At 60.5% G+C, this 13,774-nt stretch carries 10 protein-coding genes; 5 read left to right on the top strand and 5 right to left on the bottom strand.

Annotated features, from left to right (window positions below; genetic code table 11):
- Positions 1–62 precede the first annotated feature (62 nt).
- Positions 63–608, top strand: coding sequence for a DUF488 domain-containing protein (locus tag AC1U7K_RS09345; RefSeq protein ID WP_480250908.1), 546 nt, complete (start codon positions 63–65; stop codon positions 606–608).
- Between the two features lie 22 nt (positions 609–630).
- On the opposite strand, the gene AC1U7K_RS09340 is transcribed toward AC1U7K_RS09345, so the two are convergent.
- Both AC1U7K_RS09340 and AC1U7K_RS09335 read right to left on the bottom strand, forming a co-directional pair.
- The gene (locus AC1U7K_RS09340) at positions 631–2,157 is read right to left on the bottom strand and encodes an ATP-binding protein (protein ID WP_480250907.1); all 1,527 of its coding nucleotides are present in this window, start codon (positions 2,155–2,157) and stop codon (positions 631–633) included.
- 23 nt (positions 2,158–2,180) lie between these two features.
- Positions 2,181–6,203 (bottom strand): PAS domain S-box protein, encoded by a 4,023-nt coding sequence (locus AC1U7K_RS09335; RefSeq protein WP_480250906.1) that lies wholly within the window; start codon positions 6,201–6,203, stop codon positions 2,181–2,183.
- Positions 6,204–7,502: 1,299 nt separating this feature from the next.
- On the opposite strand from AC1U7K_RS09335, the gene AC1U7K_RS09330 reads away from it, so the two are divergent.
- From AC1U7K_RS09330 to hflC, 3 genes are all read left to right on the top strand, one after another.
- On the top strand, positions 7,503–8,099 hold the full coding sequence (locus tag AC1U7K_RS09330) for a VOC family protein (RefSeq protein WP_480250904.1): 597 nt from the start codon (positions 7,503–7,505) through the stop codon (positions 8,097–8,099).
- 113 nt (positions 8,100–8,212) lie between these two features.
- Positions 8,213–9,247 (top strand): FtsH protease activity modulator HflK, encoded by a 1,035-nt coding sequence (hflK, locus tag AC1U7K_RS09325; protein WP_480250902.1) that lies wholly within the window; start codon positions 8,213–8,215, stop codon positions 9,245–9,247.
- The gene (gene hflC, locus AC1U7K_RS09320; protein WP_480250901.1) at positions 9,244–10,104 is read left to right on the top strand and encodes a protease modulator HflC; all 861 of its coding nucleotides are present in this window, start codon (positions 9,244–9,246) and stop codon (positions 10,102–10,104) included. Before hflK ends, hflC begins: the two co-directional genes overlap by 4 nt.
- An 11-nt stretch (positions 10,105–10,115) precedes the next feature.
- Here the strand turns inward: hflC and AC1U7K_RS09315 are convergent, their stop codons facing one another.
- From AC1U7K_RS09315 to cutA, 3 genes are all read right to left on the bottom strand, one after another.
- The gene (locus AC1U7K_RS09315; RefSeq protein WP_480250899.1) at positions 10,116–11,804 is read right to left on the bottom strand and encodes a formate--tetrahydrofolate ligase; all 1,689 of its coding nucleotides are present in this window, start codon (positions 11,802–11,804) and stop codon (positions 10,116–10,118) included.
- 128 nt (positions 11,805–11,932) lie between these two features.
- The gene (locus tag AC1U7K_RS09310) at positions 11,933–12,910 is read right to left on the bottom strand and encodes a M23 family metallopeptidase (RefSeq protein WP_480250898.1); all 978 of its coding nucleotides are present in this window, start codon (positions 12,908–12,910) and stop codon (positions 11,933–11,935) included.
- A 100-nt stretch (positions 12,911–13,010) separates the two neighbouring features.
- Positions 13,011–13,337 (bottom strand): divalent-cation tolerance protein CutA, encoded by a 327-nt coding sequence (gene cutA / locus AC1U7K_RS09305; RefSeq protein WP_480250897.1) that lies wholly within the window; start codon positions 13,335–13,337, stop codon positions 13,011–13,013.
- Positions 13,338–13,448: 111 nt separating this feature from the next.
- Here cutA and AC1U7K_RS09300 point away from each other — a divergent pair, with 111 nt between their 5' ends.
- Positions 13,449–13,772, top strand: coding sequence for a rhodanese-like domain-containing protein (locus AC1U7K_RS09300; RefSeq protein ID WP_480250895.1), 324 nt, complete (start codon positions 13,449–13,451; stop codon positions 13,770–13,772).
- Positions 13,773–13,774: the final 2 nt, after the last annotated feature.

Here is a 13,774-nt window from a genome sequence, read left to right as displayed (position 1 = left end):
AGGACACCACCAATGCACAACTTATTCCACGTACTTCAGAGACAGGACACTAGGGATCGACGATGGCCTCGACGGTCTGGACGATCGGACACTCCACGCGAACGCTGGATGAATTCCTCGCGCTGCTCGCCGCATATCGCATCCGAACGCTTGCCGATGTCCGGGCGTTCCCTGCCTCACGGCGCTATCCGCACTTCAATGCCGAGCAATTGAGCGTCTCCCTGCCGGCACACGGTCTCTCGTATGTTCCCATGAAGGGGTTGGGCGGACGGCGCGCGGCGCGGCCGGATTCGATCAACACCGGGTGGCGAAATGCGGGGTTCCGCGGCTATGCGGACTACATGCAGACAGCGGCATTCCAGCAGGCGCTGGAGGAACTCATTGCCGTCGCCGCCCGGGCCTCAACGGCGATCATGTGTGCGGAGGCCGTGCCGTGGCGGTGTCATCGCTCGCTGATTGCCGACGCCCTCGTCGCTCGAGGCATCGAGGTCCAGCACATCATCTCGCCGAAAAAGACGCAGCTGCATACCATGACGGCCTTTGCCGTCGTCGATGCCGGTCGAGTGATGTACCCGTCCGGGTCCCCGCCCGGCCCGCGGCTCTTTTGATCAGCGTCGCGTCGTTGCGCCGTTATCGATTGACATGGGAAAGCAGGTCGGCGGCATTGGACGGCTGAGCCGGTGCTTCAACGAGCGGCAGATAGACGATGAACGTCGCGCCCTCGCCGGGTCGGCTGACCACCGTGATCTGCCCCTTGTGTTCTTTGATGATCCCATAGCTGACCGACAGCCCCATGCCGGTGCCTTGGCCGACCGGCTTGGTGGTGAAGAAGGGGTCGAAGATGCGGGATTGGGATTCAAGTGGAATGCCGACGCCGCTGTCGCGAAAAAGAATTTCTACCTGGCGCTCCTTGACCGCGGTACTGATCAGAATCGTTTTCTTGGGCGCGTCGGCCACCGCATCGCGGGCGTTCGTCAGCAGGTTGATGAAGACCTGTTCGAGTTGGATCCGGTTGCCGGAGACGACCGGGTCGAGGGGGGACAAGTGCAAGGTCAGCTCGATATTCCGCAAGCGGAGCTGTTCCTGCATCAGCGCGAGCGCCGCTTCCAACAGGGCATTGACATGGATCGGTCCCCGCTCAGTCGGCGCCTGCCTGCCGAACGTCCGGAGGTGCTGAATGATCGTGGCGGCCTTGGTCACTTCCGCAATGGCGAGGTTCAACCGAAGGAGCAAACCATTCTGCTCGAGCGCCTGGGCTTGCACCTGATCGATGAGATTACCGAGAATCAGATTGATGTTGTTCAGCGGATTGTTCAATTCATGCGCGATCCCGGTGGTCAGCTCACCGAGACTCGCGAGCTTGGCGGTCTGGACGAGTTGGGCCTGCTTCTCGCGCAACGCTTGCTCGCGCCGCTCCGCTTCCTGAAGCAGCCGTAGCCGCTCCTCTTCGGCCTGCTGGCGTTCGGTCATATCCATCGCGACGCCGACCGCACGAATCGGAATCCCCGAGGCGTCGCGCACGATCTTTCCCTTCGAGAACAGCCACCGGACGCCGCCATCCGGCTGGACCATCCGAAATTGGGCCTCCAAGGAGTCACGAAGCTGCACCGCTTCCGCAAACTGGGCTTTCACACGCGGCACGTCCTCGGGATGGATTCGATCCCGCCAGTCTTCGAGTCGATTGAGGGGAATGCCCGTGGGAAGCCCGGTCATCTCCCGCATCCGGCGGGACAACGACAGGCGACCGGTCACGAGATTGACTTCCCACGTGCCGAGTTGCGCGCCTTGGAGCGCGAGCGTCAACCGCTCTTCGCGTTCTTGGATCGCCTGTTCACGACGGACCGAGCGCAGCAAAAGGACGGTGACCGTCCAAATCACGGCAACCCAGAGCGCCCGGTTCACCAGACCCATCCAAAATGGCGCGCCTTCCGGCGCGATGAACATCCCGCTGATGATCAGCGCGATCGAGAGACCGCACACGATCTCCAGCATGGCGGGATAATAGCGATAGAGCCGCGACGCCACCCAGAGGGGGAAAAGGTACAGGACCCAGAAGGCGAGCCCCATGGGGCTCAGGAAATCGATGATGAAAATGGCCACGGTGAGCGCAATGATGCCGGCCGCGGCGAGCGACGGCCACAGACGGAGCCAGGTCATGGTCATCGGGAAGGAGCGCAACATTATCGACTTGGCTCGACCGACGCCGGAGTCGCGGCCGGCAGGTCGATCACGAACGTCGTGCCTTGTCCTCTCCGACTGTCCACCGTAATACGTCCTTGATGCTCGCGAATGATCCCGTACGCGATCGACAGACCCAGGCCGGTGCCTTCCCCGACCGGCTTCGTCGTAAAGAATGGATCGAAAATCCTTGGAAGCGCCTCGGGCGGAATTCCCGAGCCGGTGTCCCGAATGGCCACCACGACGTGGTCGGCGGAGTGACGGCTCGAAATGGTGATGGCTTTCAGCGCCGTCTCCCGCACCGCATCGCGCGCGTTGGCGAGCAAGTTGATGAAGACCTGCTCGAGTTGGATGCGGTTGCCTTCGACGTAGGGCACATCGGGGGACAGGGTGAGGTTGACCGTGATGTCGCTGACCAGGAGTTGTTCTTGAATGAGGGATAACGCCGAACGCAGCACCTCGTTGATCGACAGCGGTTTCATCTCCACGGGGGCCGACCGTCCGAACGTCCGCAGATGATTGATGATCGCCGCGCCTCGGCCGACCTGCTCCAACGCACACGCCAGTCCGCTCTGGATCAACTCCCGCGGCTTCTGTTGATCGAGATGATCGATCGCGTTGCCGACGTACAAGGCGATGTTGTTCAGCGGATTGTTCAACTCGTGCGCGATACCGGTCGCCAACTCGCCGATGCTCGCGAGTTTGGCAGCTTGGATCAGCTGCACCTGTTTGTCGCGCAACTCACGTTCACGTTGCTCGGCTTCAGTCAACAATCGACGGATCTCTTCTTCGGCCTGCTTACGCTCGGTAATATCGATATTGACGCCCAGCATGCGGACCGGTCGGCCACACTCATCGCAAAAGACGCGGCCTTGGGCGGCAAGCCAACGCACCTGCCCATCCGCGCGGATGATCCGATACTCCGTATTCAACTCACATCGGTCCTGCACCGCGCCGAGCACGGCCCGCTCTGCCGCGAGTCGATCCTCAGGATGCAACCGCCCGAGCCAGTCCTTATGTGTGCGCTTGGAGCCGTTCGGCGGCAAGCCATACAAGACTTCCTGAGCAGCCGACCAGGTAACTTCATCGGTAGCCATATTCCACTCGAAGGTGCCGATGCCGCCCGCCTGCTGCGCCAACTCCAGGCTTTGGCGGCTCCGTGCGAGGGCGGCCTCGGCCGTCTTCTGCTCGGTGATATCCCGAAAAACGACGACGGCTCCGACGAGGCTGTCGCCTTCCCACATCGGCGTGCTGGTGTAGACCACGGGAAAGCTCGTCCCATCCTTGCGCCAAAAGACGTCGGTATCGACAGTGTGGACGCAGCCGTCTCTCAACGCGGCGTAGATCGGGCATTCGTTCTGCGGGTACACCGTGCCGTCCGCACGACTATGATGCAGGACCTCGTGCATCGACCGGCCGATCAACTCCTCTTTTGTCCACCCCGTCAAGGTGGCGGCCGCGGGGTTGATGAACACCACGACGCCGTGCTGATCGAGTCCATAAATGCCTTCTCCGGCCGACTGGAGAATCATTTGTTGTTGTTTGGTCACGCGATGGAGCGCCTCTTCCGCTCGCTTGCGCTGACTGATGTCCCGAAGAATCCCGGTGAAGAGACGCCGGCCACCCAAGGGTGTTTCGCTGACGGACAATTCGAGGGGAACCGTCGTGCCGTCTTTTTTCCGTCCGACGACTTCCCGGCCGATGCCAATGACCTTCGCGTGACCCGTCGTGAGATAGTTCCGCACATATTGCCCGTGTCGCTCCCTGTCCGGGGAGGGCATGAGGATCTGCACGTTCTGACCGACGAGATCGTCCGCCGCGTAACCGAAAATACGTTCGGTCGCCGGGTTGGCGGACTCGATCCGGCCTGTTTCGTCGATCGTGATGATGCTGTCGACGGCCGATTCGACGATCGCCTTCACCCGCGCGTTGTGCTCTCGAACCGCCGCTTCCGCTCGCTTCCGCTCAAGGATCTCTCCCAGCAGTTTCGCCGAGCTGTTCAAGCGCTCTTTCGCGATCTGCACGATGAATGCGGGACGGGATTCCGCGCGTCGACTCAACTCGCCCAGCGTCTCGACCGGGACCCCGTACTCTCCCGCGAGGCGCTCGAGCACCTCCGGATCTTTCGGCGGGTCGCCGTACCCGAAATTGATGCTGCCGACGACCTCCCCGCCTGCCTTGACGGGCACCGCGTAGAGACGAATCCCCCCGATGCACGGCATGTCGACCGGCTCGCCGGTCTCCATGGACCGCCGTGAGGCTTCCCAGCACGACTCGTGGCACAGCCACTTGCCGCTTCTCAGCGCGTCCCGGTTGTTCGCGGTTTCGCAGCGCGACCGTGAGGCGCGATCAAGATAGCGGCACCAGCCCGAGCTGAAGAGACTCAAGGCATAGTCCCCATTCTTTTCATACACGGCGGCTGACGTCTCCAGCAGGCTCAAATAATCCTTCGCCACCTCGCGCAGAAGGTCCTGTCCCACGCCGTCGAGCAAGGCTCGGCTCCTGTTCAGCTCCGTCAAGTCTCCATAGGGCTGACGGTACGGAATCTCGGATGGGCGGTCGGATTGCAAGAGCCACGCGATCGCCGCCAGATCACGCTCATGCCGCCTTCGTTCCGTCACGTCGATCATGACACCGGTCATCCGCTGCGGCACGTGAACGTCGTTGAAAAAGACGCGCCCTTTCGAAGCGACCCATCGCACGGTCTCGCCCACGGCCTCCTCCGCCCCCATGACCCGGAATTCGAGGTCATACTCGGCCCTGCCGGCGATCGCATCCATCACGGCCTGATGAACCATCGGGCGGTCGTCGACGTGGACGCAGGCGAGGAATCGATCGTAATCGACGTGGCCCTCGGACGGAATCCCGAAGATGGCTTTGCAGCGATCGGTCCACAAGAGCCGATTGTTCGGCACGTCCCAGAACCACATGCCGATTTGTGCCGCCTCCGCTGCGAGCCGGAGCCGCTCCTCGCTTTCTTCCAGCGCCTCATAGGCCTGCCGTTCATCGGTAATGTCCTCGCGCGTGCCCACGTATCCGATCACACGGCCGTCACCGTCGTGCAGCGGGCTCGCCAGGGCTCGTACCCAGCGCACGTGTCCCCCTTTCGCAATCAGGCGGTGCTCGTGCTTCCATGATTCTCCCGCCGCCGTGGTGCTGCGCCAACTCATCACGACCTCATCACGGTCATCCGGGTGCAGCGCTTTGCTCCACCCGTCACCGAGACTATCTTCCTCGCCTTGTCCGGTCAGCTCGTACCACAGCGGGTTGTGATACGTGCACCGGCCTTGCGCGTCGGCTTGAAAAATCGCCAGCGGCGCCGCGGTCGCCAGCGTCCGGAACAGCGCCTCCCGCTCCCGCAGCCCGCGCTCGGCACGTTTCCGCTCCGAAATATCTCGAGCGATGAGGGACATCGCCATCAGGGAGCCGTCGACGACCACCGGCGACACGGTCATGAGGACATCGGCCCTTCGGCCGTCTCGGGTGACGCAGACGCCGTCGAACTGCTGCACCGTCCCGCGCTCCTGCGCGCTGATGAGCAGCCAATGAAAGGATTCTGCTTGCTCGGCAGGCAGCACGATCGTGATGGGCAGCCCGATGGCTTGAGAAGCGGACCAGCCGAACAGAGACTCCGCCCCCTGATTCCAGGTTTGAATCAGGTGATCGGGGGTACATGACACGATCGCGTCCTCGGACGACGTCACGATCGCCGCGAGGCGGGCAAGACCCTGTTCCGCAATCTTGCGGTCCGTCACATCCGTGCTGGTTTCGAGGATCGCCACAGGGGTTCCCGCCGAGTCACGATGCAGGCGCCAGTGGCTCATGACGATGCGCTCCGCGCCTGTCTTCGTGCGATGCATGAGTTCCCCTTCCCAGGACCCGTGGTTCAACAGGCAGGCCATGATCTGTTCGAGAGGCATTGGAAATTGCGTGCGAAGCAGAGAGTGCGAATGCTTCCCGAGCGCCTCCGTCCTCGGACCACCCGTAGAGCTGCTCGGCGCCCCTCGTCCACAAGATGATCTCATGCTGAAGGTTCCTGGCCTGGACGGGGGAGAGATCGAGCAGCCGGGCCTGCTCCTCCAGCCGGCGAGCCTGTTCTCGTAATTCGGCTTCCGCCTTGCCGCGCTCGGCATCCTTTCGGTTCAACGGCGCCGCCAACGCCAACAGAAGCGCCACGAAGCAGGCCGTGCCAACGACGGTGACCAAGGCCAGGCCGAACCCATAGCCGTACCATCCCGATCGTTCGCCCGCGAGCCGGATGGCATGTGCGACGATCGGAACGATAATGATGGCGGGTAATATTCTTCGCGCAATCAGCCCTCCGATTTGATCGCTGGTCATGATGGCCATCAAGCCACGCGCGGGCCTGGCACATAACAGCCCGACCCCGGCGAGGAGGAAGAGCGCGGCCGTATGAAGGGCCATCGCCGTGTACGGCTTGACGTGATACAGCTCCTGCCCGTCATACAGATACCCAATCACGGCGAGGCTGGACACCAGCACGATCACCATCGCGATGAATTCAGTCGGAGCAAGGCCGCGTCCGGTCTGACGCTCCATCAACAGCAACGCAAGACCGAGGAGAGTCGACATGACGGCGCCGGCGAACGACATGCGGCCCGGCACGAGATCGAAGCGGTCGGCGGGTTGGCCCGACACTCGCCGATCGATGCCAAGGTCAAGGCCGATCACATATTCGAGGAGTGTGAGGCCGCCAAGGAGCAGCACGCCGACGGCCGCAACACGCGCAACTGGAGTGAGGCGGGCTGAAGGGAGTGCGAGCACTGACAGGGAAAATCCTCCGAGCAAGAGGGCGACCGCCGTGTTCAACTTCATCGTCGCGTCCAAGGCCGGGCCGTTCCCGAACCCGAGGAGCCAGCTCGCCATGATGATGCCGGCGGCAGACGAGATCAGGATTCCAGAGTACTGGGCGCTACGGCTGAGTCGGCTGATCAGGGGTTGCAGACCCACTCGGTACACCTCGTGTTCATTTATCGGATTCGCCTCACCGTGCCCTGCGAACAACACGGCTGATGGACGGCGCATTGACGTTCGCCATTCCGGTCGGCCCTGGACGTCTAATGAAGGAAGCCTCTACCAGCCACTCAGGGAAGGGCCGTGCACGGCCGTAAGGGCTGACGGTATGATCGGCACGCCACCACCCGCAAAGCGACGCGGTTTCCGACGGCGACAAGAGAATATTGTCGTCGGCTTTCATTTCTAAGTCCATCAGACTTATCCTTACGTACTCTTCCGCCGATTCCCTCCCCGGTTGACCCCATGTGCTACGCCTGCTACATGCTTGAGCCACGAGGGACTCACCAATGGCCTCCGACCGTGATCTCGATGAACGCCTGGCCCGGTATGTCGCGGATTTCATCACCCGCAACCGAGCGGCTCGCGTTCTAAAGGAACGCTTGGACCAGGTTGGCATCGGCTTTTGGCCGGTTGCCGATCATTTGACTTTCCGTACGTATGACATCGAGCGACGAGCGGAAGAATTCACACCGTTCGGCTATGCGCCGGCAGAGCGATTGGAGTATGAGGACTGGTTTGCACGGGTTTATCGCAAGCCCGGGTATCCGCCCTTGTTCATCGATCAAGCGTATGCCGGAGAGCGCGGCCGGACGAGTATCATTCCGGCGTGGGTGGGCCGGTTCGGCGATGCCACATTGCACCATATCGCCGTTCGGGTCGAGGACATCGAGGTCGCGATCGATCGCCTGACCCGAGAGGGCGTGCGCTTCGCCGGAAATGTTGTCGGCGCCCGCGGCGGTCCGCTACGGCAAATTTTCTCCGAACCCGAGCAGGTCGACGGTGCTGCCTTCTCCGTCCTCGAATTGACCGAACGCCACGAAGGGTTTCTTGGCTTTTCGCCACCGCAGGCCGACGGTCTGATGCGGTCCACTGTCAAGTCATAGACGCCATTCGTCGGGTCGCCCTGCCGGCTACTACTGTTGCTCCTCACCGGAAAAGTTGCTATCGTGCGTCCACGCCGTTTCCGGTCAGCACGTCAGGACACGCTTCCACGAGTATGGTCTGGGACCCAAAGGATCCTTGGGCATCAAAGGGATCACCATTCGACGACGCGTTGCATGAGGCGCAATCCCGGTTTCAAAAACTGATGCCGGGCAAAGGCCTTCCCTCTCTCCTCTTCGTCCTTGGCCTCCTCATTGTCGTCTGGCAGAGTACGTTTATCGTCGCGCCCGACGAGGAGGGCGTGGTCAAGCGATTCGGCGATGTGGTCCGCTCGGCCTCCCCCGGCCCGCATCTGAAGCTGCCGTTCATCGAGACGGTCGTCAAGCCGAAGGTCGAGAAGCTTCACCGCGTGGAGATCGGCTTCCGCACAGACCAGCAAGGTCGCCAGCACATGCGGCCCAAGGAAGCCCTCATGCTGACGGGCGATGAGAATATCGTCGGTGTCGAGTTCATCATCCAGTATAAGATCAAGAATGCGGGCGACTATCTCTTCCGGGTCGATGAAATCGAAGAGACCATCCAAAAGGCCGCCGAAGCGTCGATGCGTGAAATCATCGGGAAAAGCAAGATCGACGAAGCGCTGACGACCGGCAAGGCTCAGATCCAACAGGACACTCAGGTCCTGCTCCAAAAAATCCTCGATGCTTATCAAGCCGGTGTGCAGATTGCGGCGGTGCAGCTCCAAGACGTCGATCCTCCGGAAGCCGTCGTCGCGGCCTTCAAAGACGTCGCCAGCGCGAAGGAAGACCGTGAAAAGCTCATCAACCAATCCCAGGGCTACCGAAACGACGTCATTCCAAAAGCCAAGGGCGAGGCCGCGCAGATCGTGAATCAGGCGAAAGGCTACGCGCAGGCGAGGATCACGCGCGCTCAGGGCGAGGCGGACCGGTTCGTGAAGATGCTCAAGGAGTACAGCCAGGCGAAGGAGATTATCAGCAAGCGGCTGTATATCGAGACGCTCGAGGAATTGCTGCCGGGCGTCGAAAAGGTGATCATCGATGAGAAAGCCGCCGGCCGCCTTCTCCCCTACCTCCCGCTCGATCGCTTACCCCGCTCGACGCCGGCCGGTGAGGAAAAGTCTGCACCATGAAACGTCAGAACCTGCTGACCGCCATCGTCGCGATCCTGGTGCTGCTGCTCCTGTTGGGCGCCTCACCGCTGTTTGTCGTTGATCTCACACAAAGTGCCATTGTCGTCCAGCTCGGAAAGCCGGTTCGGTCGATTACCACCCCGGGCCTTCAATGGAAGATTCCCTTTATCCAAGAGGTGACGTATTTCGATCGGCGCTTGCTGGATTACGATTCGCTCGCGCAGGACGTCATCACCCAGGATAAGAAAACCCTCTTGATCGACAATTTTGCGAAATGGCGGATTACCGATCCGCTGAGGGTCTACCAAGCGTTCCAGACGCAACGCGGCGCGTTGAAACGGCTGGACGACATCATCTACTCGGAGCTGCGCGTGGAAGTCGGCCGCCATGACCTCTCGGAGATCGTGTCGAAAACCCGATCCGACATCATGGCGATCGTGACGGAACGGGCCAATGAAAAGGCAACGCCCTACGGCATCGAAATCGTCGATGTCCGGATCAAGCGAGCCGATCTCCCTGAGCAGAACGAGAAAGCGGTTTTCGCCCGCATGCAAGCGGAGCGCGAACGCGAGGCCAAGCAATACCGGGCGGAAGGTGCCGAAGAGGCGCAGAAGATTCGATCGGACGCGGAAAAGGATCGCGAGATCATTCTCGCGGAGGCCTATAAGACGGCCGAGCAGCTTCGCGGGGAAGGCGACGCCCAGGCGTTCAAGTTCTACGCCGACGCGTACCGGCAGGATCCAAAATTCTTCGAATTCATCCGGACGATGGAGGCGTACAAGAAGACGCTCAATGGCCGCTCCCTGTTGGTCCTCAGTCCGGACTCCGAGTTCCTGAAGTTCTTAAGGCAGCGTTAGGCGAACGAGTGTCAGGAAAGGCCAACGACATGTCCCGTCTTGAGATCGAGATCGATACGCTCGCCGGCCGGATGTACGGGCAGGCCAGGGAGGAGTTGAATGCCCGAACACACCGCCGTGAGAAATCGCGCTCCGGCCAGGATCCGCAGTTCCTTGATCGGCACGATAAAGTCGGCCGGCCGACCCTTTAATTGCGGATCATGCGAGAGGGAGAGCGGAGTTTTGGCCATGCAGATCGGAAGGTGACCAAAGCCCAGCCGTGCGGCCAGCTCGATCTGGCGTTCGGCCGTTTCGTCGTACGACACGCCGGCCGCACCGTACATCCGTGTCGCGATGGTCTGAATTTTCTCCTTGATGCCCGCTTCCTGAGAATAGAGAAAGTGAAAGTTGGACGGGTGCCGACACCCATCGATGACGGCTTCGGCCAGTGCTTCGGCGCCTTTCCCGCCATGCGCCCAGTGAGTTGAGACCTCGGCTGCACATGCTCCCGCATCGACCGCTCGCCGCTTGACATACTCCAACTCGTCGGGCGGATCGCTTTCAAACGCATTGACCGCGACGACGACCGGCACCCCGTGCGCCAGCACGTTGGCGATGTGTTGCTCCAGGTTGGCGAACCCCTTTTCCAACGCCTTTTCATTTGGCCCAGTCAAGCCCGAGGGTAACGGGTGGCCGACCTTGACGGTTCCCCCGCCTCCATGGAGCTTCAGGGCCCGCAACGTGGCGACGACGACGGCAACATCCGGTTTGAGCCCGGACGCCCGGCATTTGATATTGAAGAATTTCTCCGCACCGAGATCGCTGCCGAATCCAGCCTCCGTCACCACATAATCGGCGCATTGCAACGCGAGCACGTCGGACACAATCGAACCGTTTCCATGAGCAATGTTACCGAAGGGACCGGTATGGACGAATGCGGGTGTCCCTTCGAGGGTCTGGACCAGGTTTGGCAACAGCGCATCTCGGAGGAGGACCGCCATGGAGCCTGTGATACGAAGGTCGCGCGGCCGCACCGCCGTCCCATGCCGGGTCAAGGCCACGACAATCTCGTCAAGGCGGCGATGGAGGTCCTCGGGGTTTTGAGCCAGGGCGAGGATTGCCATGACTTCAGATGCTTCCGTAATGACGAACCGGGCGGCGCGCGCCTCCATGGTATGCGGGGGCGCTAGTTGAACCTCTCGCAAGACGCGATCGCTCACTCCGATCGCTCGCGGCCAGAGAATCTCGGCTGAGTCGATCTCAAGCGTATTGCCATGAAACAGGTGGTTATCGAGACACGCGGCTAGGAGATTGTGAGCAGCAGCGACGGCATGGGCATCGCCCGTGAAGTGCAGGTTGATGTCCTCCATTGGCGCGACCTGTGACCTTCCCCCACCAGTGCCACCGCCTTTGATACCAAAGACCGGGCCCAGCGAGGGCTGCCGGAGTGTGACCGCTGCTCGATGTCCCTTTCGGCACAATCCCATGGCGAGCCCAATGGCCGTCGTCGTCTTCCCCTCGCCGAGTGGAGTCGGATTGATCGCCGTGACGAGCACATACCGACCTGTTGGAACGCCCCTCCGGCCATCGAGCGCTGAGAGGCTAACCTTTGCCTTATAGCGGCCGTAAGGAATGAGGTCAGCGGAAGAAACGCCAAGGCTCTCTGCGACGTCGGCAATCGGCCGCAATCGTGCGGATCGCGCAATCTCCAGATCGGTCATGACGCCTCCGGCGGGAAACGCTTCAGTTGATCAAGTTCTTCACTCTACCAGGTGGGCGGACCGGTGTGCAGACAAAAAAACGGCCCGATCGTCGGGCCGTTCACAAGCAAGGTCTTCTCTAGCGAAAATTAGTCCAGGATATAACGCTGCGGGTCGACGGCATGGTTGTTCGACTTGACGAGATAATGAAGGTGGGGGCCCGTGGACAACCCCGTGCTGCCGACCAGAGCAATAATGTCGCCTCGTTTGACCTTCTGACCGTTCTTCACGAGGATCTTGGCCAAGTGCCCGTATTGCGTCTCGATACCAAACCCATGGTCGACACTGATGACGTTGCCCATCCGCGGATCGAACCCGGTCGTCACGACACGGCCGGCGGCAGGCGCGACGACCGGCGTATTGAAGGGCGCTCCGATATCCAACCCTTCGTGCATCATCACCTGGCCGGTAAAGGGCGACACACGTTTCCCGAATCCCGAGGTCACCCACCCCTTGACGGGCCAGATGGAGGGAGTGGCGTCCCATCGGGCTTGCTTGTTCTGTACAACGCTCTCCAGATCATGGAGTGACTGCTCCTCGGTTCCCGCTTCCCGCTGGAGCCATGTCAGCGTCTCCTGAACCTGTGAAAGCGCCACACTATTCTGACCATCAGACACTTCCTCACCGTCGGCCTTGGCGATCGGTTGGTCCTCAGAAGGAGGATTGAGCAAGCCACTGACATCCTTAGGTTCCGCGGGCGGCTCGGGATCACCTCCCTTACCGTCCGTGATGGTCTCGGTCTTGGGAGCTTCAATTCCCAGCATCAGCCGAAGTCGTTGATTGACCTCTTTCATGGCCATCAGCCGACGTCGCAGCTCGCTGGCAGTGTTGGAGAACGAGGTGGTTTGTTCGCGAACGGAGGCCATCTCGGCTCGCAGGGCTTTCAGTTCCCACATTTCTCCGATGCGAAGTACAGCTTGGGACAGGAGAACGACCTGAACGATCGCCAGAACGACGCCTACGATCACGGCCTTTCGGACCACGGACCGTGAAAAACTGAACTTCAGCGGTCCCGCCATCGACCCTCTGAAGATCATCACTGTATAGGAATCTTTTGGCTCATCCATAACCGACTCCTGTATGCGTAGCATACCTGGGCGTTTACTGAGCGAAGTGTACCCAAAGCAAAATCCGCGGTCAACAATTTTGTTTCCAAATTATTTAATTTCAACAGCTTAGAGTCTCAGAGGCAATCCATCGAAGGTAGGAGTCGGCTCCTTCGGCGATTGACACGGCAATGATTTCCGGCACATCATAACTATGAAGAGAGGCGACGGTATCCCGCAAACGCTCGAAAAGAGCTCGGCGGGTCTTTAAGATTACAAGCGTTTCATTTTCTTCTGAAATCCTCCCCTCCCAATGGAAGATCGAGGTAATGCTCGGGATCAGGTTCGCGCAGGCGGCGAGCTTCTGCTCAACAAGAGCCCGTCCAATCTTCCTCGCTTCCTCCTGCGAAGACGCCGTCACCAAGACAATAATCGTCTCGTTAGTCATAGGAACCCCTTTACTCTGACCTGTCTTGCCCTATACACTGCAACATTCTGACAGAAAAGAAGAATTCATGGTGCTTCACAATCTGTTCAATTGGATACTGAGAGGGCCGGCATGGCATACACGATTACGGTGCAGGAGCTAAAACAACGCTTGGACAAGGGGGATAAGCTGTTTTTGCTGGACGTCAGAGAGCCCTACGAGTATTCGTTGGCCAAGATCGAGGGCTCCGTCTTGATCCCACTGGGGAGTCTCCCCCAATCGCTCGACAAGCTCGATAGAAATAGCGAGATCATCGCCTACTGCCACCATGGGATGAGAAGTGCGGATGCCGTGGGGTTCCTGGTTCAGCAGGGATTCCCGAACGTCAAGAACCTTATCGGTGGCATCGACGCTTGGTCGGTCCAGGTTGATCCATCGGTGCCGCGCTATCGCTGACG

It is taken from the genome of Nitrospira sp. Vd2 (assembly GCF_979581665.1).
The sequence above is the reverse complement of the archived record's forward strand: the minus strand, read 5'-3'. Positions and strand labels throughout refer to the sequence as shown.

Excerpts from the sequence above, each read along its gene's own strand:
- AC1U7K_RS09330 (WP_480250904.1), top strand. The coding sequence starts at position 7,503 with ATGGCCTCCGACCGTGATCTCGATGAACGCCTGGCCCGGTATGTCGCG.
- AC1U7K_RS09300 (WP_480250895.1), top strand. The coding sequence starts at position 13,449 with ATGGCATACACGATTACGGTGCAGGAGCTAAAACAACGCTTGGACAAG.
- AC1U7K_RS09340 (WP_480250907.1), bottom strand. The coding sequence starts at position 2,157 with ATGACCTGGCTCCGTCTGTGGCCGTCGCTCGCCGCGGCCGGCATCATT.
- hflK (WP_480250902.1), top strand. The coding sequence starts at position 8,213 with ATGGTCTGGGACCCAAAGGATCCTTGGGCATCAAAGGGATCACCATTC.
- cutA (WP_480250897.1), bottom strand. The coding sequence starts at position 13,337 with ATGACTAACGAGACGATTATTGTCTTGGTGACGGCGTCTTCGCAGGAG.
- hflC (WP_480250901.1), top strand. The coding sequence starts at position 9,244 with ATGAAACGTCAGAACCTGCTGACCGCCATCGTCGCGATCCTGGTGCTG.
- AC1U7K_RS09310 (WP_480250898.1), bottom strand. The coding sequence starts at position 12,910 with ATGGATGAGCCAAAAGATTCCTATACAGTGATGATCTTCAGAGGGTCG.
- AC1U7K_RS09345 (WP_480250908.1), top strand. The coding sequence starts at position 63 with ATGGCCTCGACGGTCTGGACGATCGGACACTCCACGCGAACGCTGGAT.
- AC1U7K_RS09315 (WP_480250899.1), bottom strand. The coding sequence starts at position 11,804 with ATGACCGATCTGGAGATTGCGCGATCCGCACGATTGCGGCCGATTGCC.
- AC1U7K_RS09335 (WP_480250906.1), bottom strand. The coding sequence starts at position 6,203 with ATGAGATCATCTTGTGGACGAGGGGCGCCGAGCAGCTCTACGGGTGGT.